At 40.8% G+C, this 21117-nt stretch carries 22 protein-coding genes; all 22 read left to right on the plus strand.

Annotated elements, in window-relative coordinates; genetic code table 11:
- Window positions 1–117 precede the first annotated feature (117 nt).
- A complete protein-coding gene (locus GSF08_RS03810; RefSeq protein WP_160624487.1) occupies window positions 118–2370 on the plus strand; it encodes a diguanylate cyclase domain-containing protein in 2253 nt (750 codons plus the stop codon).
- A gap of 188 nt (window positions 2371–2558) precedes the next feature.
- Window positions 2559–3092, plus strand: coding sequence for a GNAT family N-acetyltransferase (locus GSF08_RS03815; protein WP_160624488.1), 534 nt, complete (start codon window positions 2559–2561; stop codon window positions 3090–3092).
- Between the two features lie 11 nt (window positions 3093–3103).
- Window positions 3104–3694, plus strand: a complete 591-nt coding sequence (locus GSF08_RS03820) for a DJ-1/PfpI family protein (RefSeq protein WP_160624489.1) — start codon at window positions 3104–3106, stop codon at window positions 3692–3694.
- Between the two features lie 177 nt (window positions 3695–3871).
- Window positions 3872–4303: an RrF2 family transcriptional regulator gene (locus GSF08_RS03825; RefSeq protein WP_160624490.1), complete on the plus strand. Its 432-nt coding sequence runs from the start codon at window positions 3872–3874 to the stop codon at window positions 4301–4303.
- Window positions 4300–5658 (plus strand): FAD-dependent oxidoreductase, encoded by a 1359-nt coding sequence (locus GSF08_RS03830; RefSeq protein WP_160624491.1) that lies wholly within the window; start codon window positions 4300–4302, stop codon window positions 5656–5658. Before GSF08_RS03825 ends, GSF08_RS03830 begins: the two co-directional genes overlap by 4 nt.
- Before the next feature lie 328 nt (window positions 5659–5986).
- Window positions 5987–6139: a hypothetical protein gene (locus tag GSF08_RS03835; RefSeq protein ID WP_160624492.1), complete on the plus strand. Its 153-nt coding sequence runs from the start codon at window positions 5987–5989 to the stop codon at window positions 6137–6139.
- A 35-nt stretch (window positions 6140–6174) separates the two neighbouring features.
- On the plus strand, window positions 6175–6654 hold the full coding sequence (locus tag GSF08_RS03840) for a flavodoxin (RefSeq protein WP_160624493.1): 480 nt from the start codon (window positions 6175–6177) through the stop codon (window positions 6652–6654).
- Window positions 6655–6670: 16 nt separating this feature from the next.
- The gene (locus tag GSF08_RS03845; protein WP_160624494.1) at window positions 6671–7210 is read left to right on the plus strand and encodes a flavodoxin family protein; all 540 of its coding nucleotides are present in this window, start codon (window positions 6671–6673) and stop codon (window positions 7208–7210) included.
- A gap of 15 nt (window positions 7211–7225) precedes the next feature.
- Window positions 7226–8398 carry an iron-containing alcohol dehydrogenase gene (locus tag GSF08_RS03850; RefSeq protein WP_160624495.1) on the plus strand — a complete coding sequence of 391 codons (1173 nt, stop codon included), beginning with the start codon at window positions 7226–7228 and terminating at the stop codon, window positions 8396–8398.
- Between the two features lie 124 nt (window positions 8399–8522).
- On the plus strand, window positions 8523–9509 hold the full coding sequence (locus tag GSF08_RS03855; protein WP_160624496.1) for a flavodoxin: 987 nt from the start codon (window positions 8523–8525) through the stop codon (window positions 9507–9509).
- A gap of 442 nt (window positions 9510–9951) precedes the next feature.
- Window positions 9952–11367, plus strand: a complete 1416-nt coding sequence (locus tag GSF08_RS03860; RefSeq protein WP_160624497.1) for an MATE family efflux transporter — start codon at window positions 9952–9954, stop codon at window positions 11365–11367.
- A 465-nt stretch (window positions 11368–11832) separates the two neighbouring features.
- Entirely contained in the window at window positions 11833–12507 is a 675-nt protein-coding gene (locus GSF08_RS03865) for a hypothetical protein (RefSeq protein WP_160624498.1), read from the plus strand.
- A gap of 78 nt (window positions 12508–12585) precedes the next feature.
- The gene (locus GSF08_RS03870) at window positions 12586–12879 is read left to right on the plus strand and encodes a cupin domain-containing protein (RefSeq protein ID WP_249805852.1); all 294 of its coding nucleotides are present in this window, start codon (window positions 12586–12588) and stop codon (window positions 12877–12879) included.
- Window positions 12872–13705 (plus strand): HAD family hydrolase, encoded by an 834-nt coding sequence (locus tag GSF08_RS03875; protein WP_160624499.1) that lies wholly within the window; start codon window positions 12872–12874, stop codon window positions 13703–13705. Before GSF08_RS03870 ends, GSF08_RS03875 begins: the two co-directional genes overlap by 8 nt.
- Window positions 13706–13901: 196 nt before the next feature.
- A complete protein-coding gene (locus GSF08_RS03880; RefSeq protein ID WP_160624500.1) occupies window positions 13902–14852 on the plus strand; it encodes an alpha/beta hydrolase in 951 nt (316 codons plus the stop codon).
- A 146-nt stretch (window positions 14853–14998) separates the two neighbouring features.
- Window positions 14999–15973, plus strand: a complete 975-nt coding sequence (locus tag GSF08_RS03885; RefSeq protein ID WP_160624501.1) for an ROK family protein — start codon at window positions 14999–15001, stop codon at window positions 15971–15973.
- A 22-nt stretch (window positions 15974–15995) separates the two neighbouring features.
- Window positions 15996–16886 carry a PHP domain-containing protein gene (locus GSF08_RS03890; RefSeq protein WP_160624502.1) on the plus strand — a complete coding sequence of 297 codons (891 nt, stop codon included), beginning with the start codon at window positions 15996–15998 and terminating at the stop codon, window positions 16884–16886.
- 83 nt (window positions 16887–16969) lie between these two features.
- On the plus strand, window positions 16970–17944 hold the full coding sequence (locus GSF08_RS03895) for a threonine ammonia-lyase (protein ID WP_160624503.1): 975 nt from the start codon (window positions 16970–16972) through the stop codon (window positions 17942–17944).
- A 15-nt stretch (window positions 17945–17959) separates the two neighbouring features.
- On the plus strand, window positions 17960–18463 hold the full coding sequence (gene bilS, locus GSF08_RS03900; RefSeq protein ID WP_160624504.1) for a flavodoxin family protein BilS: 504 nt from the start codon (window positions 17960–17962) through the stop codon (window positions 18461–18463).
- 139 nt (window positions 18464–18602) lie between these two features.
- A complete protein-coding gene (locus tag GSF08_RS03905) occupies window positions 18603–19688 on the plus strand; it encodes a ligand-gated ion channel (RefSeq protein ID WP_160624505.1) in 1086 nt (361 codons plus the stop codon).
- 5 nt (window positions 19689–19693) lie between these two features.
- On the plus strand, window positions 19694–20443 hold the full coding sequence (locus tag GSF08_RS03910; RefSeq protein ID WP_249805853.1) for an ion transporter: 750 nt from the start codon (window positions 19694–19696) through the stop codon (window positions 20441–20443).
- Window positions 20433–21050, plus strand: a complete 618-nt coding sequence (locus GSF08_RS03915) for a hypothetical protein (RefSeq protein WP_160624506.1) — start codon at window positions 20433–20435, stop codon at window positions 21048–21050. The genes GSF08_RS03910 and GSF08_RS03915 overlap by 11 nt, the downstream gene beginning before the upstream one ends.
- The last annotated feature ends 67 nt before the right edge of the window (window positions 21051–21117 follow it).

Here is a 21117-nt window from a genome sequence, read left to right on the forward strand (position 1 = left end):
ATGTGTTGGATTTGTATGAATCATATCATGGGATATATTGTTATATGTTATAATTACATTATAATAATTAAGATGTATAGCAATTGGATGATTTATTTGGTGCTTTGGAGGTAGACAATGGGGAATGCAGGAACCAAGCAAGAAGCGGTAATATTAAAAATAATGGGAACTGGTATCAGTATGAATATTTTGGATAGCTCCTTTACGATGCTTTGGGGTAATCCTATTTTTTATGAATTGACCGGGTATACTGCAGAGGAATTTGCGGCAAGCTTTGTAGATTTTAAGCAATATTTTAAAAATTTAAATGAAGATTTTCAAAAACTGCATAAAGTTTTTACGAAGGCTTGGGAACAGGGAAAGAGTTATGCGACAACGGATATCCGATTTCCAATTAAAAATGGAACAAAAATTTGGGTTCGCATAAGCGGCACGATTACAAATCAGGAATATGGTGTGATCGTGAATTTTTCATATACAAATATTGACGATATCATACAGCAGCAAACGGAATTGTGCCAGATAACGAATGAGCGAAGTGATAATTTTGAATGGATGATGGCTGAGTATACCGGTAATGTATACATTAGTGATATGGATACCTATGAACTGCTGTATGTAAACCGCAGTGCTTGTGAAGTATTACAGGCATTACCAGAACAGGTGATCGGCAGAAAATGCTATGAAGTAATTCAAGGCAGAACGACACCTTGTCCTTTTTGTACTAATGCAAAGCTAAAAAAAGATGAAACATATGAATGGGAGTTCTTTAATCCCAACTTAAATCGAACATTTATGATCAAGAATCGTTTATTAAACTGGAAAGGTCATCGCTCCCGCATTGAGTTGTCACATGATATGTATAGTCCTGAATATAAATTGGCTAAGAAAGATCAGGAGCGAGAAGCAATTTTAAAAACGATACCGGCGGGAATGGTTCGAATTGATGCTAAAGACTGCAACACCGTACTTTGGCACAACGGTATATTTTTAGACATGATCGGCTATACCGAAGATCAATTTGTAAATGAATTGCATAATACATGTTCTTATTTGCATCCGGATGATCAAATTCGTACAATTCGTCTGGTGAATGAATTAAAGAAAACTGGTGATAATGTTGTATTTGAAGCTAGAAGCTATAACCGTAAGCGGGAAGAAAGACTATGGACGGTAACCCTTTGCTATATCAGCGGAGAAGATAGTTGGGATGGGATTCCTTCTTATTACAGTCTTGGTCTTGATATAACGGATGAGCGTAAGAAAATAGAGCATTTAACACATAAGGCAGAGAAAGATGATCTTACCGATGTGTATAATCGGGAAGGAATCGAAACGCAAATTAAGGATTACTTGAATCAGCATAGTGATCAAGACTGCGCCTTGCTGATGATCGATGCGGATAATTTTAAGTATATCAACGATAATTATGGTCATATGACAGGTGATTTGGTACTGCGTGAAATGGCTGACGGCATGAAAAAATGGATGAGCCAGGAGGATATAGTAGGCCGCATCGGCGGTGATGAATTTATTGTATTCATGAAAGCAATTACCGATCCGGAAGCAACTAAGCAAAAAGCAATCGATTTGTTAACGATGTTTCGAAACCTTTTCAGGCATGATAAGAAGCCCGTTAATGTAAGCTGCAGTATCGGCATTGCTTACTATCCGAAGGATGGCAATAATTTTGAGGAATTATACGGTCATGCTGATAAAGCTTTATATCACGCAAAGCTGTATGGCAAAAATAACTTTGCTGTTTATACAGATGCTATGTTATCGGAAACTGTTGGAAATGTTTATCCGTCAATGCGAACCGAAATTGACTCAAAAGGGAAATGCTCTGCGGATACTGATAAAATTGTAGAAAAGATCTTTCAGCATTTGTACCGAACTTATGATTTTGAGGAATCTATGCAGGGGGTTTTAGAAATACTGGAAGAACATTTTGGAGTTAGCCGCACTTATATTATTAAGTGCACAAAAGATAGTGAATATGCCGATAACACATATGAATGGTGTAATAAAGGTGTATGTTCTAAAACAGCTTTATTACAGCGCATTCCAATACGTGAAATATATGAAAATGATGAATTTAGAAATAACGACTATATATTTTTCAACAGGGACGAAAATATCATACCGTTTGAATCAATGGATCAGCTTTTTAAAGAGGATGCTCATTCCACCTTGTTATGTTCGTTTAGAAAAGATAAAGAATGCAAAGGCTTTATCGGATATGATGAATGTTTTGGAAAGCGCAAATGGACTGCTGATGAAATTGCGGTGCTTACAAAAATTTCTCATATCATCGATGTGTTTCAAGAAAACTTTCGCACCCGATCTTCTATGAATACACAAAAATAAATATAAAAAAGATTTTAGATAAAGTGATTACAGTTTCATGTATACGAATGAGTTAAAAAGCGGCATAACAGATGCCGCTTTAAGAATTTTATGATAATAAGCAGTACCTTCAAGTAAGATTGCTGGGACACCGCTTGTTATTTCGTTTTTTCAAGAATATGACAAGTAAATAAAATGGGAGAGTTGATATGATCATAAGAAAGGCCAATATTCGAGATCTGACGTTCTTGAAAGAGATGTATCAAAAGCTTGTTGAAAATATGATAAAGCATCAAATTTTCATATGGGATGATGTATATCCTTCTGAATTTCTTGAGGAAGATATTCAGAATGAACAATTATATGTTCTCGAGGATGAAGCTGTGATCAAAGCAGCTTTTGCACTATGCTGTTCAAATGATGGTGAGAAATATGTAGAATGGCCATTATCTCAAAAAAACGCTTTTTATATTGATCGATTTGGGGTAAATGTTGATTGTTTGCGGCAGGGTATCGGCAGTATTGCATTACAGGAAGCAGCGGTGCTTTCACAAAGTAAGGATGCTGAAGTACTTCGCTTATTTGTTGTAGACAGCAATCTGCCGGCAATCAAGCTTTATGAGAAGAATGACTTTATTCGGGCACAGGGAATCTACGAGGAAAAAATCGATGAAGATATTACTTTTTATGAATATGGTTATGAATTAGTGCTTAGATCAGCTAGAGTAAAAAAATTAGAATAGGAGGCGGTGCTATGAAGGTGCTCTTACTATGTCCCAAAGCTTTTGAAACTATGGAATTCAGTGTGTTTATTGATGTTATTGGTTGGGCAAGAAATGATTTTGGTCATGATATTGATGTAGTAACATGTGGGTTTCAGAAAACTGTTATCAGCACTTTTCAGGTGCCGATTCAAATGGATATCTTGATTGATGATATTATTGTTTCAGATTATGATGCATTGGCAATACCCGGAGGATTTCGTGAATTTGGTTTTTTTGATGAGGGTTTTGATCCGAAAACAAAGCAGTTGATCAGGGAGTTTGATTCTCAGGGTAAGCCCATCGCTTCTGTCTGCGTGGCGGCATTTCTGCTCGCAAACAGCGGTATCCTGAAGGGAAGAAAAGCAACTACCTATCATCTGCATCAGGGAATCGAGCAGCAAAAACTAGCTGCATACAATGTTTGTGTGGTGAATGAACCGGTAGTTATCGATGCGAATGTTATCACCTCTTATTGTCCGCAGACGGCACCGGATGTTGCTTTTGCATTATTAGAGATGCTTACAACGCATGAAGCTATGCTGGAAGTAAAGCATGCCATGGGTTTTGAAGCTGATTCATGAGGAAATCCTGTTATCAGACAGGATTTTTTATATGCTTAGCCTTTGATTGATCCTTTTTCATAGTATTAAGATTTAGTCAAATGACTTGTATCCTTTAACTGTAACTGATACTATTACAGTAATCAGATGCACTGTCTGTCCGATTTTGAATATTCAAATCGCGGGAAAGGAGTAACGATGACAAGTGAATTTACGATTGCACTGCATGCATTGGTATTTTTGAATCATCATGACAAAACGATGACCAGTGATGAAATTGCTGTCAATGTCTGTACCAACCCTGCCAGGGTTCGTAAGGTCTTATCAAAACTAAAAAAGGCTGATCTGTTGGAAACTCGCGAAGGTTCCCGTGACGGCGGTTATCGATTTCATCATAAAAGTGAATCAGTTACTTTACTGATGGTCTATCAAGCGCTTCATGAACGCATCATATCAAACTCTTGGCATTCAGGAAGCATGGATATCGGATGTCTGATTTCATCTAATATGGCAGCGATCATGGATGACATCGTACTGGAACTGGATGAAGCGTGCCGGAATAAATTGTCTGAAATAACCATTAAAGATGTAAATGATAAAATATTTGGAAAGAGAGGAATTGAAGTATGAAACAATTCGATTCGATTATTATTGGATTTGGAAAAGGTGGTAAAACCTTAGCCGGACATTTAGCAAAACAGGGAAAAAAAGTTGCGGTGATTGAGAAATCAGATATGATGTATGGCGGTACCTGTATCAATGTCGGATGTATTCCGTCCAAATCATTGGTACACAGCGCTGCTGAAAGTAAACTGCATAACGATGTTTCCTTTACGGAAAAGGCAGTGTTATATAGAAAAGCAATTGAAGAAAAGCGGAGTCTTACTGCTAAACTGCGTAAAAAGAATTATCATAAACTGTCTGATCATCCTAATATTACGGTTATTAATGGAGAAGCGAGCTTTTTAAGCTCTACTTCAATAGCGGTAAAGCAAGAAGAAGGAATCGAAGAACTGCAGGCACCCAATATTTTTATCAATACCGGTTCCTCATCTGTAATCCCTGCAATTAAAGGAATTGATAATAATCCATATGTGTTTTACAGTGATACCTTAATGAATCTCGATAAACTGCCTAAGCATCTAATCATCATCGGCGGTGGTTATATCGGTTTGGAATTTGCATCTATGTATGCGAATTTCGGTTCTAAGGTTACGGTGCTGCAGCATGGTGGAATATTTCTTCCCAAAGAAGATGAGGATATTGCGGCAGAAATTCGCGGTAATCTGGAAGCACAGGGAATTCAGTTTCTGCTGAATGCGGACACTCAGGAAATCACCTCTGATGGAAATGTTTTGGTAGAAGTGGCAGGTTCATTGACCGCCTTGTCAGCAGATGCTGTATTGATTGCGGTTGGGCGCAGAGCAAACGTGGAAGGACTACATCTGGAAGCAGCCGGTGTTGAACAAACTGAACGAGGAGCGGTCAAGACCAATGAATGGCGGCAGACGACAGCTGAAAACATATTTGCGATGGGTGATGTTGTAGGTGGTCTTCAATTTACGTATGTATCGCTGGACGATTACCGCATTGTTTCAAATTATCTCGATGGTAAAAAAACTTACAGTGAAAAATCACGACAGCATGTACCATATAGCGTATTCATGGAAATTCCGTTTTCAAGAGTAGGTATGAATGAGCGTGAGGCAAAGCAAGCCGGTTTTGAAATAAAAGTTATGAAACTGCCGGCAATGGCGATTCCAAAGGCGCAAGTGCTGAAGAAACCGGCAGGATTATTGAAAGCAGTCATCGATGTAGAGACAAATAAGATTTTAGGTGCAATGCTTTTATGTGAAGAATCTTACGAGATGATCAACCTTGTCAAGCTGGCGATGGATCTGAACGCAGATTATACTGTTTTGAGAGATCAAATATTTACACATCCGACGATGAGTGAAGCGCTGAATGATTTATTTTCAATGTAAATGATAGTATGGAAGGATATTATTAACATCGCAGTTCTTGAAAGAACTGCGTTTTTTTATGTGTTATAAATGATCAGTTGCATCATGAGAATCATCTGCGTTGTTTTGAAAGAGTATTACAGGTCATAAGGTAATTTATAGCATGTAAATAAAGAAACATGGGGAAATTCACTTTTTAGAAAAAACCTCTTGCTTTGGAGTGAACTCCAGGATGTATAATGCAAACAAGCAAGAAAAGCTGGCTGATAATGTGAAAGATAGCTTAGAAATGTGTGATAGCAATATAGTATTCGAATGTATTTGAAAATGATTAAAAGGAGGGCATTACATGGTAATTCAACAAAGCGCAAGCAGAGAAGCCTTAGGAGAATTTGTATCACAGTTTGTGGTCTTAAATGACGATGTATTGTTCAAAAAGGTTTGGTCAAGGGAAGAGGAGCTTTCACTGCGTGAATGTTCTTTGATGAAGACCAGTTTCTAAAAGATTGTTATCAAGCAAAAAAAAGGAGAGAAATTATGAGTAGAAAATTAGTAGCATACTTTAGTGCAAGTGGTGTCACTGCACAGCTGGCGGCGGAGCTGGCATCAGCAGTAAATGGAGATCTGCATGAAATACTTCCAAAGGAGCCGTATACACCGGCAGATCTGGATTGGACGAATGAGCTGAGCAGATCTAGTAAGGAAATGAAGAATAAGACCTATCGACCGGCAATAGCGAATACGGTAACGGATATGGAATCCTACGATGTAATCTACATAGGCTTTCCAATTTGGTGGTATGTCGCTCCGACCATTATCAATACGTTTTTAGAAGGTTACGATCTGGTTGGCAAAACGATCATACCGTTTGCGACATCCGGCGGCAGCAAAATGGATAATGTGAATCATGAGCTTGTCGGTTCTGTAAAAGGAGCAGATCTGAAGATCGGCAGACGATTTGAAGCAAGGGTGAGTGAGAAAGAACTGCAGGCTTGGGCCAAGTCGGCAGAAGTATAAAGAGAGGGTGTTTAATATGAATAAAAATGTCTTGGTTATATCATCCAGCCTGCGGAAAAACAGCAATTCAGAATGTTTAGCAGATGCCTGTATCCGTGGTGCAAAAGAAGCAGGTAATATTGTGGAAAAGGTGGTACTCACCGATAAATCTATTCAGTTTTGCCAAGGCTGTCTTGCCTGTCTGAAAACCAAACAGTGCATAATTGATGATGACAGCAGAGCAATTACTGAAAAAATGAAGAATGCCGATGTGATCGTATTCGCATCTCCGGTTTATTATTTCAGTATCAGCGGACAATTGAAAACACTGCTGGATCGGGCAAATTCTCTGTATGCTTCTGAATATCAGTTCCGTGATATTTATTTTCTTTCATCAGCAGCGGAAGATGGTATTCATACGGTGGAAGGGTCGATAAAAACGATTGAGGGATGGGTCGACTGCTTTGATAAAGCTGTGCTGAAAAAGACTGTTTTTGCCGGTGGTGTTGATGGTGCCGGGGATATTCTTGATCATCCGGCCTTGTTGGAAGCATATGAATTAGGGAAACAAATATAAAAAGGAGAGTTAGCTATGAATGATTTCATGTATCATAATCCCGATAAGGTGTATTTTGGCAAAGCGCAGATACAGCACTTACCGGCTGAGCTTCGGCAGTTTGGAAAAAATGTTCTGCTGGTATACGGAGGCGGATCAATCAAGAAAAACGGTATCTATGATACGGTACTTTCTTGCTTGGTGAAGGAAGGATTCATCTTGACTGAATTGTCCGGTGTGGAACCCAATCCTCGTCATACAACTGTTAATCGAGGAGCTGCTATCTGTAAGCAGGCAGATATTGATGTAGTCTTAGCAGTCGGTGGAGGGAGTACCATTGACTGCGCCAAGGGGATTGCCGCAGCTGCGGAAACTGCGGATGGCAATGTATGGCCGCTGGTTGAACAAAAAATTTGGATCACAAAAGCATTGCCGGTCGTTGCCGTTTTGACCAATGCCGCAACGGGATCGGAAATGGATGCATGGGCAGTTATATCCAATATGGATACCAATGAAAAAATCGGCTTGGGAGGGAGTGCATTGATACCCCGGGCAGCTTTTGAAAATCCGGAATACAGCTATTCCCTTCCCATTTATCAGACAGCCTGCGGCAGCTTTGATATATTTAATCATGTTTTGGACAATTACTATTTTTCCCAAGATGCTGCATTTGATATGATTTTGGAATTTCAAGAAGCAGTAATGCGAGCGGTTGTAAAATGGGCACCGATTGCAATGAAAGAACCGCAGAATTATGAAGCGAGAGCGAATCTGATGTGGGCATCTTCCTTGGCACTCAACGGTATACTTGATGCGGGAATGATGCATGATTGTGCCTGTCATGCCATGGAGCATGAGTTGTCTGCTTATTATGATATAACCCATGGTCATGGATTGGCAATCCTGACACCGCGCTGGCTGACCTATCTATTAGATGAAGAAACGGCGCCGGCAATTCATCGTCTTGGGACCGCGGTATTCGGTATAGAAAAAGCCATACGCCCGATGATTGGTGCGAAACAAACGATCGAAGCAGTATCTGATTTTTGTTTTCAGACCTTAGGCTTGACAGCTACTTTATCCGAACTGGGTATTACTGACGAGCATTTCGCTGAAATGGCAAAACATGCCTGCGGAGGCAGATCACTATCTGGTATAAAAACCTTATCATCTGCTGATATTGAGAAAATTTATCGCATGTGTCTGTAAAAGCATTTTGTAGATATTGATTGCATACAACTGCTCGATTATTTGCGGATCAATACTGTCGAACATCAGCACATTATACGGTATTGAACTCATGAGGCCGCGCACTAGATACGGAGGTGAAAGAATGAAACGTATATGTATGTTAGCAGTTATCACGCTGCTGATAAGCGGGTTTACCGGATGTACTCAAACCGATAAGAAACCTAAGGATGAACATAAAGAACAATTAACTGAAAAGCAAACCGACACAAATGTTTTGGTAGCTTATTTCTCCAACACCGGAACGACTGAGGGTATCGCCGAAATGATTGCAGATGAAACCCAAGGTACTCTGTATGAAATACAACCGGAAAATTCATATACCGAGGAAGACCTAAATTATCAGGATACAGACAGCAGATCAAGCCGTGAGCAGGCTGATTCATCAATCCGTCCGAAAATTTTGAAGTCAATCGATCACATGGAAGCATTTGATGTGATATTTCTCGGCTATCCGATCTGGATGGGAGACGCACCAAAGATTATTCATACCTTCCTCGAAAGCTATGATTTTTCACAGAAACAAATCATTCCGTTTTGTACGTCGGGAAGCAGTGATATCACCTCCAGTGCCGAGGTATTAAAGGCCCTTGTGCCGAATACAAAATGGCTCAGCGGCAGACGATTCTCAAAGGAATCCAGCCCGCAAGATGTGCAGAAATGGATTTCCGCTCTAACATCAACACATTCTGAGGATAAAACGAAAGCCAAAGCAAAGCTTTATTTAAAAATCAATAATCATGTTCTGGAAACAGATCTTATTGATCACGCAAGCACCCAAGCTTTGCTGGCCTTGCTTAAAGAACACGATCTGACGATTTCGATGCGAGATTTTAACGGCTTTGAGAAAGTCGGTGAGATTGGTACAACGCTTCCAAGAACGGATGAATCCCTTACAACCAAAGCAGGTGATCTGATTTTATATGAAGGCAATCAATTTATTATTTATTACGATGTCAATACATGGAAGCTTACAAAACTAGGAGAAATCAAAAATTGTTCAGAAAATGAGCTGAAATCAATTCTTGGAAAAGGCGAAGTGAATGTAACATTATCACTATCAAAGAACTAAGCAGTATACTTGATTAGATATAGAGATGTAAACCCATTTATTAAATTTTTGCGACCTTTCGATTTTCAAGTTTATAATAACTGCTTTTTGTTATTCCAGACACTGTCTTTCATGAAAATCAAGCCTGTTTAACATTATGTTTTTCAAAGGATATCTGCTTTAAAATTTTAAATTTTTTCAAATTTCACTTTGAATTTTTTCTTGAAATCCGATATACTATAACATATAACGTGTAGCGATCATGCGTAATTCCAGTTGTGCATGGGCTGCGCGTTTTCTTTTTGAAAAAGTCCTGGAAGTAAGGTGATTTTTATTCATAAATAACGATATATCGCTTCGATAAAATATATAAGCAGATGATAAGAAAAGACATAAGCGTGTAGCCAACGGCGTAAATCCAGCACCGTTAAACTATGCGCTTTTTTATTAGGAGGAAATCAATATGGAAACAGCGAATCAATATTTAGGAACCGAGCATATCGGTAAATTAATGAAGAAGTATGCCGTGCCATGTATTATATCCTTATTGGTAGGTGCGCTTTATAATATAGTCGATCAGATTTATATTGCGAATGCGAGTTATCTCGGTTCTTATGGAAATGCCGCAAATACAGTAGTTTTCCCGCTGACTGTGGTTGCCTTGGCAATTGCGGTCATGATTGGAGATGGCTGCTGCGCGTTTGTCAGTATCAGTATGGGCAAGCGGAAAGTAGAAGCGGCGAAGCAAAGTGTTGGCAACGCAGTACTCATGAGTATTGTTTGCAGTTTATTGTTGACCTTTGTATTTTTGATATTTCAAAAACAGATTATCACGTTATTCGGCGGTACTGTAAATATGGAAACTTTCCGATACGCGAAAGAGTATTTTTTCTATATCAGCCTTGGTATTCCGTTTTATATGTTTGGACAGGCGATGAATCCCATAATCCGCGCTGATGGCAGTCCAAAATTTGCGATGCTTTCAACCCTTGCCGGAGCAGCGATCAACTGTATCCTTGATCCGATCTTTATCTTTGGTTTTCGTTGGGGAATGATGGGCGCAGCCACAGCTACCGTAATTGGACAGATTGTTACCGCAGCCTTTGCGGTATGGTATCTTCAGCATATGAAAGTGATCAAGCCATCCATAAAAAACTTTCATATTGACTATTCAATTTTGGGTCGAACCTTACTGCTGGGAATCACCAGCTTTCTGTCGCAGATTTCCTTAGTGATCGCGATGGCCGCAATCAATAATATGATTCAGAAATACGGGGCACTCGATGCTGTGTTCAAACAGCCGCAGTATGCACAGATTCCCATGGCAGTCGTTGGTATCGTAATGAAGTTCTTTCAAATCGTTATATCGATTGTTGTAGGCATGGCTGCTGGGTGTATTCCGATTGTCGGATACAATATGGGAGCGCAGAATCGCACACGGGTAAAAAAGCTTTTTACTAAGTTATTGCTCGCAGAAGCAAGCGTTGGGATTGCTGCCTTCTTATTAGTCGAGCTGTTTCCACGTTCAATTATCTCAATCTTTGGAGCAGCCCAAGAAAGCAGCTACTATACCATGTTTGCAGTTAGAGCCTTCCGCATATATTTATGCATGATTATTTTTGCCTGTATCAATAAAGCTTGCTTTATCTTTCTGCAGGCAATGGGTAAGGCATTGGCATCGACGGTTCTTTCGATGTTCCGTGAAATTGTATTTGGTGTCGGATTTGCGTTGCTCTTGCCTCTGTTTTATGGCTTAGACGGGGTTCTGTATTCCATGCCTGTTTCTGATCTATGCACTTTTATCGCAGCTGTCTATCTGATTCTGCGCACATATAAAGAGCTTGATGATCAGCAATTAACTTTATCGCATGCGGATTAACATAGAAGAATAACAGGCTGTCACAGCTAAAGATTTAAAAAAGGAATCTCTTCATTTATGGAATTGAAGAGGTTTTTTTCTATGTCAATAAAAATGAAAAAAATGATATTTTAATAATAGCACCGCTTGTGTGTAATTGAGCGGAATGATGCAAAGCGGTGTGCCTTTGTAAATGCTATCATTTATGATCCATGTAATATGAATATATTGCTTCTAAATTTGTATTGAAGATGTTATTTCCGACAGCTTGGTTAATCATGACGTATTGACTAGGTTTCGCTCACAATCTGACATGGTTGATCATGGTTTGACTGATAAGCAAGAAATTGATTACCAAGGCTTTACATAAAATTTGAGAATGCGTTTCTTCAAGCATATAGGGAGCGTGCTTTATAATACATATTTGTCAAATAATGAACGATAAGGTAGAATATGCATAACTGGAAAGCAGGAGGGACAGTGTATATGAATTTGATTCGGATGAACAGAGTTTATTCTTCCCTCTGCGGTACTTATCTGGTAAAGAGTCGTTCAAAACGTACCGTTGATATGATGGAAAAGGTATTGTTTTTAATGCAGGCTGAATCACTTCAAAAACAGATTCCGCTTTTTCATTGTAAAATATTTCTGGATGGCAGCCACATCCGGATACCTTATATCAGCAATTTATTGGCAGTTGATCAAAAAGCGTTCTTTCTGCCTGAATCGCGATATTTCTTATTTCACCAGGGATTTGATGAGTACACAAAAATGTTGAATCGCCTGCGCCGGCTCGATCAAGAGCAAATAAATGAGCGCGTCATGAAAATTCTTCAACATCATAAATTAGATGCTGATTATTTTGTGTATGCCCCTTATCACCATACATGGATGCGAAGGCTGGCAAGATTAAAAATCGAGGCTGCAAGGCATTGGATGATGAATGATATCCGAATGATTTTATTTGTACCGCTGCCCGCTGTTTTGATAGCCCTTATCAAAGCAAATTCAACAGCTGGGGAGGTGCATGTGCTGATACACTATCAGCGAAAGTGGGCATTGATCCTTATAGGCGCAGTTACCTTCGTTTCAGCGTTGGTATGGACGTTTCATTGGATGAGAGCTACTGCTTATGAAAGGCGTCATACTGACTGTATTTGAAAAATTGCCGTGTGATAATCAGAAAGGAATATGATTGATATGATACTTGATTTTAATTCAATAAAAGAAGTTGAGCGAATGAATTTTCAAGGAGGTAAGGGAGTGTTCCATGTTCATATGTATCAGGATGAACATGTGAAGATCATGAAGGGAATGCTGGAACCGGGCGCTTTCATCGGTTTTCATGCTCATGTGAAAAACAGTGAAATTATTTTTATTACCGAAGGGCACGGAAAAGTTCGATATGATGATACAGAAGAAGCTGTAACGGCGGGCAGCTGTCATTATTGTCCTAAAGGTCATGCGCACAGCTTGATCAACAGCGGCAATCAGAATCTGCATTTCTATGCGGTGGTGCCCGAGCATGAATAAGACCTTATATGTAACTGATTTAGACGGTACGCTGTTGAATACAGATATCTGTATCAGTGAAACAAGCCTTAAGATTATAAACGATTTAATCGCCTCCGGCATGCACTTTACCTTTGCGACTGCCCGTTCTTTGGTTTCTGCTCGCAAGGTTACCAAAGGACTGCTGGCCAACATACCGGTCATTGTATACAATGGTGCTTTTATTATGAATCATGAAGACGGAGAAATATTGTATTCCCGTAAATTTACGAGCGATGAACGTGGGGATATTGTATCTCTGCTGCGAAAACACCATATGCATCCGCTGGTGTATTCCTTTATAGAGCAGCAGGAGAAGCTCTCCTGGAATCAAAACCATGAAAACGAAGGTATAAAGCATTACATCAATCAGCGGCTTGACGATCCCCGGCTACGGCCTTTGAGCGATGATCGGAATCTGTATGACGGAGATATGTTTTATCTTACCTGCATTGGGGAACCGAAAGAGCTTGAAATTGTCTATCAGATCATGCAAGGTGATGAACGATTTCGCTGCACACTTCAGCAGGAGCTGTATCGGACGGAGTACTGGCTGGAGATTATGCCGCGCAAAGCTACTAAAGCGGAAGCGATCCAGCATTTAAAAACTATGGGAAGCTGTGATCGTATTGTCGCATTTGGGGATGCGATCAATGATCTTCCGATGTTTGAAATAGCAGATGAAGCATATGCGGTCGCGAATGCGGTACCAGCATTAAAAGCCGCGGCGACAGCGGTAATCGCAGATAATGATCAAGACGGTGTCGCAAAAAAATTATGGGAGCTTTATCAAGGGACGGCAAATTAACAGCAGTCCTTTTTCTCATAATTTCATATGATCATACTGCCCTATATGTTAAAGCCATTTAAAACAGCTTTTTCCCAAGCAATGACTGCAGACACAGACAGAAATAATAATACTGTTTTCAAATTGCGTGTATCTTATTTATTTGACAATCAAAATAATATTTGATAAAATACTTCAGTTTGAGAGAGGTAAATATATGTTGAAGAAAAAGAAATTCTGGCTGATTATAGCTGCGGTTGTGGTACTGCTGTTTGTTGGCGGATTGGGTTTTGCGGGTAATTATTTGGTGGATTATGCCTTGGCTGTAGATGATCAGGGACGAATCGGTTCAATGGGTGATGGTGTCTATACCGGAAAGCAGGATACACAGGCACAGCAGGAATATGATGCATGGGTAAAAACTGCGGAAACAAAGGAGCTGCATATTCAGAGCGATGATGGGCTGAAGCTGTGGGCGAAGTACTATCACGGAGCCAAGGATTCACATCGTTATGTACTGGCGGTTCATGGATATACCGTGGATAATCGGGATATCGCCCCGGCAATCGTTCCCTTTGTAAAGGCAGGATATCATGTCATTACTCCAGATCAGCGGGGACGCGGTCAAAGTGAAGGAACCTATCTTGGTATGGGATGGCTGGAAAAGGACGATGTTGTGAACTGGGTTGAAAAGATCGTTCATATGGATAAACAGGCTGAAATTGTATTGTATGGAGAATCTATGGGAGCCGCCACGGTAATGATGGCAAGCGGAGAGAAGCTGCCTGCCAATGTAAAAGCAGTGGTCGAGGACTGTGGATATACATCTGCATCAGCGATGTTTAAAAATCAGCTGAAAGAACGGTTTGGGCTGCCGGATATTCCATTCCTTCCGGCTGCAGCGGTGGTATCGCAGCTTCGTGCAGGCTATAATTTCTATGATGCCAGTGCGATTGATCAAATTGCGAAAAGCAACCTTCCGATTCTGTTTATTCATGGCGGTGCTGACGACTATGTACCGACCTCTATGGGAAGAGAACTGTATAAGAGCTACCATGGAGAAAAGGAACTGCTGATTGTAGCGAAAGCCGGTCACGGTCAAAGCGCTGATGTTGATCCTGAAACGTATTATCATACTGTATTTCAATTTTTAGCGAAATATTTATAAACATTAAGATGATACAAGCGAGAGCACAGAAATGTGCTTTTTCTTTTGCTTATAAAAAGATTGCAGAAAAAGAGTTGCTTTTTCATACATTCTCCTATACAATAAAAATATACTTACATCAAGAGTTGACGAAAGGCTGTGATCATGTGTATCAATCAAAGGGCATGAAGCATGTCAGTATTCAGAAAGTAAAAGATTTTCTGATTCTGAATAAGATTGCGACCAAGAGCGAAATCGTGTCAGCGACCAAGCTATCCGCAGCGACCATTACCAATATCTTAAAAGAATTAATGGACAGCCGCTACATAGAGCGGGTGGAGGATTGTGAATCTACGGGAGGAAGAAAGGCCAAGCGCTACCGTATACGCGGCTGCTATATGTATTTTGGTCTGATCCATATGCAAATGTTCAATCATCACACGAGGATCGGATTTCGGATAATCGATCTCGACTACAAGATCGTTGGGAATGAAGAACGAAGCTTTGATTCTTTTGTCTTTTCGGATATGCTGGATTTTATTCGGGATATGCGGGACTGCTTTCCCTTCGAATATGTGGCAGTTTCAGTTCCCGGTGTTGTCGATCACGGACAGATCAGCGAGTGTGACATTGATTCGCTAAATGGGATGAATATCGAAACGGCTATTCAAAGTGTTATCCCGATCCATGTAACAGCAGAGAATGATATGAATACAGCTGTTCTCGGATATGCGCATTTTCATACGATCAATGAAAAAAATCTAGCTTTTATTTATATGCCGGACAATCACCAGACCGGCTGTGGTCTCTACCTAAATGATGCGATCGTTTATGGATCAACGCATTTTGCCGGAGAGCTGGGATTTCTTCCCATCGGTACTGCCGCACAGCAGGAACAGCTTCGCGATCATGATCCGATGAAGCTATTGGTACAGCAGGCAGTCAGTATCATCGCAATTGTCAATCCTGATTGTATCGTGCTGTATACACCGCGCTTGAAGGAGGATGGTTTTCAAGAGGCTGTCGAAGCATATATTCCGAAGCAGCATCTGCCGGAATTTATCTTTGTTGATAATATGGATGAATTCATTTTCAAAGGACTTATCACCCTGAGCATAGAGAGCTCACGATTTAAAATATAGTTGCGAAAAGGGAGGCTTTTATATGAAAAACTATATCGATCTGCACATGCATTCCGGTTATTCTGATGATGGAGAATATACCGCCGAGGAGCTGGTCATCAAATGTCATCAAAGCGGTATTCGGATCATGGCAATTACCGATCATAATACTGTTTCGGTTATTGATGAAGAGCTTGCGCTATGCCGTGAAATGGGAATCATCGCTATTCCCGGCGTAGAAATCGACTGCACATGGAAGGGCATTGATTTGCATGTGGTTGGATATGGCATAGATCATCATCAGCGAGACTTTCAGAAAATTGAAGAGGATATCACCGCGCAGGAAATCATAAATTCACGGAAACGTGTTTGGCTGACAAATCAAATGGGTTTTCAGCTCAGTGAACAGGATATGGAAGAATCCAGTTTGAGTGATGTATGGCCGGGTGAGCTTTTCGCAGAGGTGCTGTTAGGTCGGCCGGAATATGCCGATCATGAACTTTTGAAGCCTTATCGCCCTGGCGGAAGCCGCAGTGATAATCCTTTGGTAAATTTTTATTGGGACTTCTATTCGCAGGGGAAGCCGTGTTATACGGAAACCCGTTTTCCGGATCTGGAAACAGTGATTGATTTGGTTCATGCGCACGGCGGAGTACTGGTATTGGCGCATCCTGGTGTAAATTTGAAAGAACATTTTGAGAAATTCGATGAATTGGCTGCGTTGGGCATTGATGGGGTAGAAGCATTCAGCAGCTATCACGATACTGTGACCTGCGAGTATTTCTATGAGAAGGCAAAGCAGTATGATCTGTTGGTTACCTGTGGCAGTGACTATCATGGTAAAACAAAGCCAGCCATTTCATTGGGCGGTTCCGGCTGTTCAGTTAATCAGCAGCAGATTGAAGCCCAGCTTCGCCAGTATGGGCTGATCTAGGGAAAAGATGGTGTTACTTTCCTTTGAACTTTGTTATAATTTATAAAGAAGCATAGCTAACAATGCGTACAAAGGAGAGTTTTATGAGCCAGTCATTTACCTATAAAGATGTAGAAGCTGCTTATCAGCGTATCAAACCGTATATTTACGAAACGCCGCTTGAACATTCCATGTATTTAAGTGATGAAAAAACGAGCTATTACTTTAAGTTGGAATGTCTGCAAAGCGCAAAAAGCTTCAAAATTAGAGGCTGTCTGAACAAGATGCTCTCTTTGAATGCAGAAGAAAAAGCACGGGGAGTTTCAACGGTATCCAGCGGCAATCATGGAATTTGTGTTGCTTATGGGGCGAAGCTGCTGGGCATTGAAAAAGCGGTCATCATCGTTCCGAAAACGACACCGCAAAGTAAAATTGATAAGATCAAATATTTTGGCGGCAGGGTTTTGTTGATGGGAGAAAACTATGACGGGGCACATATAGAAGGAATGAAGTATATCCGTACTCACGATATGACCTTTATTGACTCCTATTATGAAGATGCGATGGTATATGCCGGACAGGGAACGATGGCAATTGAAATATTGAAACAGAATCCGGAAATTGATACCATTTTGACGCCGATCGGCGGGGGCGGTATGCTGACCGGGGTTGCGGTAGCGGCGAAGGCATTGAAGCCTTCGATTCGTGTGATCGGTGTCCATACCGCAGCGTGTCCGGCACTGATTAAATCGTATCAGGAAAACGTGTTTTATGAAGAATGTGAGAGTGAGCCGTCGATCTGTGACGCATTGATCGGAGGAATCGGTAGGCTGTGCTATGAAATGGCTAAGGATTATGTCGATGATTTAATTCAGGTACAGGAAGCTACGATTGAAAAAGCAGTGGTGCATATGCTGACGAAAGAAAAGTTTGTGGTGGAACCGGCGGCGGCAGTTTGTACCGCGGCGATCATGGAACAGCGGGAACGGATCGGCGGAAAGCAAGTGGCACTAGTCATGTCCGGCGGAAATATTGACGCGATGCTGATGAAGCGTCTGTTAAATGAAAGTGAACAGTAGAAAGAAGTGAATTCTATGAGTTATGAAATTGTCTATAAAAGCGCGACGGGTAATACATTGCTGCTGGCTGAAGAATTAAGAAAGATCTGGGGATCAGCAGATTGTATATACTTTGGAGAACCAAAAGCTTCACAGAATCTTGCAAGTCGCATAGCCATTGGATTCTGGACAGATAAAGGAACTTGTTCAAACGATTTACAGGAGTATTTGAAGCAGCTTCACCAAAAGCAGATATTCTTGTTCGGAACTGCCGGATTTGGCGGATCTTCTGATTATTTTGACCGCATTTTAAAAAATGTGGAAGCATGGATTTCCAAAGACAATACGATTATCGGTACATTTATGTGTCAGGGAAGAATGCCTCAGGGGATTCGGGAGCGTTACCAAAAGGCTTTGGAGGATGATCCCCAAAATCAGAAAATGAGGGATATGATAGACAATTTTGATTTGGCTTCCACCCATCCGGATGAAACAGATTTGAATCATTTACGAGAGATTTTACAGACAATCGAACCCTAAAGCAGCGAAGGCTGCTTTTTATTTATATCGTATTGGCATTATGAACGCAAAATCCATAATAGATTTTTATTTATAAGTATAGTAAAATATGAAGGAAGTGTTATAAGAATGTTTTATTATAAATGAAAGAGGGATATGTATGAGATTTAAGGAGTTAAACAAGAAGCAGAAACGTAAATTTCTAGTTTCACTCTGGCTGATTATCGTGATTGCGGTCATGTATATCGGATATGCCATAACTACGCTGTACCGGGATCGCTGTGCGGAAAATGATTACTGGACCGAGTATTTGGAAACACCGAAAAGCATTGAAAAGGTTGTATTGGAAAAAGGCCGAAACGCTACGAAAGTGCATGTCGGTACATATATTGAAAATTTGAAGGAAATTAACATCAAAGGCTCCAATTTCCGCGCTTCCTACAATATATGGTTCAAGTGGGAGGGAGATCCAGAGCTGGACATGAAAAATCATTTTCAGATTTATAAGGGTACTGTGAATAAAATGGAAGTAATTAAGGAATATCATGACGATCAAATTCATTACCAAAAGGTAAGGGTAGATGTAACGGTTACGAAAAATTTCTGGACCAAACGGTTTCCTTTGGAATCTCATCAGCTGCGAATGTATGTCATGTCCAATTATCCGGTTGAGCGAGTTTCGTTCATCGGCGATATTGCCGAGAGCGGCAGTAATCCTAACCTCAGCATCACTGGTTATGACCTGACCAGATTCGGTTCCAGCGTTACCGGTGTAACCTTGAAAGGCACTGGTGATCCGACCATTGACGGCGATATTACGATGTCCGAATACATGACGGCGATTGAAATTAACCGTGCTAATTGGGGACTTTATGTGAAATGCTTTATTGCTTTGGTGGGCACGGTTACTTGGGTCATGATCGCTCTGTTTATCTGCAGCTATCATCATGTCGATCCGCTTGGCATGATTCCCGCAGCACTGTTTGGTACGGTTACCAATATTATGGTTGGAGCGAATCTGCTTCCGGATGCCATGGATCTGGGTCTTTTAGAATATGTGAACTTCTTTGGTATTATGATTATTTTATCGGTAGCACTTGTGGTTATCAATACCAACCGCATCCGCACGAAGGATAATGATACACCGTTTGCCAGCTATTACGGCCGTCGCCTGTTCTATGTAATCTTATTCTTTATTATTCTAGGTAACGTGCTGATGCCGCTTGCTGCTTATATGTTTCAATAGGTAACATGATGAGAAAACATATTTATGTCCTGATTGAAAAGGCTCAGGAGCACGATAAACTCAGTAAAATATATGATTGGTACATCATGGGTATCGCATTTGTCAGTATCGTACCGCTGATGTTTCGTGAGATGAATCCTTATTTGAGTACCCTGGAAACAGTAACTGTCTATTTATTATTTTTGGATTATGTTTTGCGGTGGATGACGCATGATTATCGAGTGAAGAAGCATTCTCCATGGGCATTTATCCTGTATCCTTTTACCCCCTATGCAATCATGGATATTTTATCCATTCTGCCATCCATCGGTCTGCTTCCTAAGAGCTTCATGATCCTGCGTTTGCTGCGGTTAACCAAGATCATTCATTATTCACGAAGCTTTCAGCAGGTTGTCAATGTCTTTAAAAATGAACGTAAGACCTTGTTGTCGGTATTGCTGATCGCGGTATTCTATATCCTGGTTTCAGCTTTGATCATGTTCGTTTATGAGCCGAAGTCTACCTTCGATAATTTCTTTGATGCATTATACTGGGCGACAACGGCATTGACGACGGTTGGTTATGGTGATGTATATCCGCATACGGATGTCGGAAAGTTCATCAGTATGATTTCTTCGCTGTTCGGGGTAGCTGTGATTGCGATGCCAGCCGGTATTGTGACCGGCGGCTTCTTGGATGAAGTACATCGTGATATTGCCCGTCGGGAGGAGCAGCATCTGAAAGAACGTCAGGAGCGTGAATCTCATGAGAAATAGCATGGTTAAGCGATATGCGATCGTGATGCTGATCGGAGTTGCTTTGAATCTAGGCCTGTACCAGATAGCGCACATCTTTCATCTGCCGGCGTGGATTGATAATATCGGAACCGCATATGCAGCTTTGATACTTGAGCCTTCTGCCGGACTGCTGGTCGCTTTCGCGACCAATTTCTATCAGGCTGCATTTGTTTATAACAGCAGCTCGATCGTCTATTATGCAGTCAGTGCCAGTGCGGCGCTCAGCATCGGTATTCTAATGCGAAAGCAGGGAAAAGTCGCATGGACAAGACTGTTTTTGTCATTGCTTTGCTATTTGGCAGTGAGCTCATTGCTTTCGACCATACTGACGCTGTGGCGTACGGCTGGCGTACCGGACAGTGCATGGGAGCATCACTTCTATGATTTGGCGCTGACCGCCGGTCTGCCAAATTGGCTTTCCTGTTTATTTGGAATTGCGGTATTAAAATTCAGTGATAGTGTGGTGATGGGAGTTTTATTACCAATTCTTTTCCGCTTAACTCCTAAATTACTGAAAAATGAGCAAATCGAACAAATTGTGTCTTGGAAAAATCCATATTTCCATAAGCGAGAGGAGCTGCCATAAGGGCAGCTTTTTAATATCATCTTAACACGCGCCGATTCGCTTCAATGCTATAATGGGGGATAAAGAG

It is taken from the genome of Copranaerobaculum intestinale (genome assembly GCF_009831105.1).
GTDB classification, from domain to species: Bacteria; Bacillota_I; Bacilli_A; order Erysipelotrichales; family Erysipelotrichaceae; genus Copranaerobaculum; species Copranaerobaculum intestinale.

Coding starts and splice junctions, on each gene's coding strand:
- GSF08_RS03810 (WP_160624487.1), top strand. CDS start 118: ATGGGGAATGCAGGAACCAAGCAAGAAGCGGTAATATTAAAAATAATG.
- GSF08_RS03815 (WP_160624488.1), top strand. CDS start 2,559: ATGATCATAAGAAAGGCCAATATTCGAGATCTGACGTTCTTGAAAGAG.
- GSF08_RS03820 (WP_160624489.1), top strand. CDS start 3,104: ATGAAGGTGCTCTTACTATGTCCCAAAGCTTTTGAAACTATGGAATTC.
- GSF08_RS03825 (WP_160624490.1), top strand. CDS start 3,872: ATGACAAGTGAATTTACGATTGCACTGCATGCATTGGTATTTTTGAAT.
- GSF08_RS03830 (WP_160624491.1), top strand. CDS start 4,300: ATGAAACAATTCGATTCGATTATTATTGGATTTGGAAAAGGTGGTAAA.
- GSF08_RS03835 (WP_160624492.1), top strand. CDS start 5,987: ATGGTAATTCAACAAAGCGCAAGCAGAGAAGCCTTAGGAGAATTTGTA.
- GSF08_RS03840 (WP_160624493.1), top strand. CDS start 6,175: ATGAGTAGAAAATTAGTAGCATACTTTAGTGCAAGTGGTGTCACTGCA.
- GSF08_RS03845 (WP_160624494.1), top strand. CDS start 6,671: ATGAATAAAAATGTCTTGGTTATATCATCCAGCCTGCGGAAAAACAGC.
- GSF08_RS03850 (WP_160624495.1), top strand. CDS start 7,226: ATGAATGATTTCATGTATCATAATCCCGATAAGGTGTATTTTGGCAAA.
- GSF08_RS03855 (WP_160624496.1), top strand. CDS start 8,523: ATGAAACGTATATGTATGTTAGCAGTTATCACGCTGCTGATAAGCGGG.
- GSF08_RS03860 (WP_160624497.1), top strand. CDS start 9,952: ATGGAAACAGCGAATCAATATTTAGGAACCGAGCATATCGGTAAATTA.
- GSF08_RS03865 (WP_160624498.1), top strand. CDS start 11,833: ATGAATTTGATTCGGATGAACAGAGTTTATTCTTCCCTCTGCGGTACT.
- GSF08_RS03870 (WP_249805852.1), top strand. CDS start 12,586: ATGAATTTTCAAGGAGGTAAGGGAGTGTTCCATGTTCATATGTATCAG.
- GSF08_RS03875 (WP_160624499.1), top strand. CDS start 12,872: ATGAATAAGACCTTATATGTAACTGATTTAGACGGTACGCTGTTGAAT.
- GSF08_RS03880 (WP_160624500.1), top strand. CDS start 13,902: ATGTTGAAGAAAAAGAAATTCTGGCTGATTATAGCTGCGGTTGTGGTA.
- GSF08_RS03890 (WP_160624502.1), top strand. CDS start 15,996: ATGAAAAACTATATCGATCTGCACATGCATTCCGGTTATTCTGATGAT.
- GSF08_RS03895 (WP_160624503.1), top strand. CDS start 16,970: ATGAGCCAGTCATTTACCTATAAAGATGTAGAAGCTGCTTATCAGCGT.
- bilS (WP_160624504.1), top strand. CDS start 17,960: ATGAGTTATGAAATTGTCTATAAAAGCGCGACGGGTAATACATTGCTG.
- GSF08_RS03905 (WP_160624505.1), top strand. CDS start 18,603: ATGAGATTTAAGGAGTTAAACAAGAAGCAGAAACGTAAATTTCTAGTT.
- GSF08_RS03910 (WP_249805853.1), top strand. CDS start 19,694: ATGATGAGAAAACATATTTATGTCCTGATTGAAAAGGCTCAGGAGCAC.
- GSF08_RS03915 (WP_160624506.1), top strand. CDS start 20,433: ATGAGAAATAGCATGGTTAAGCGATATGCGATCGTGATGCTGATCGGA.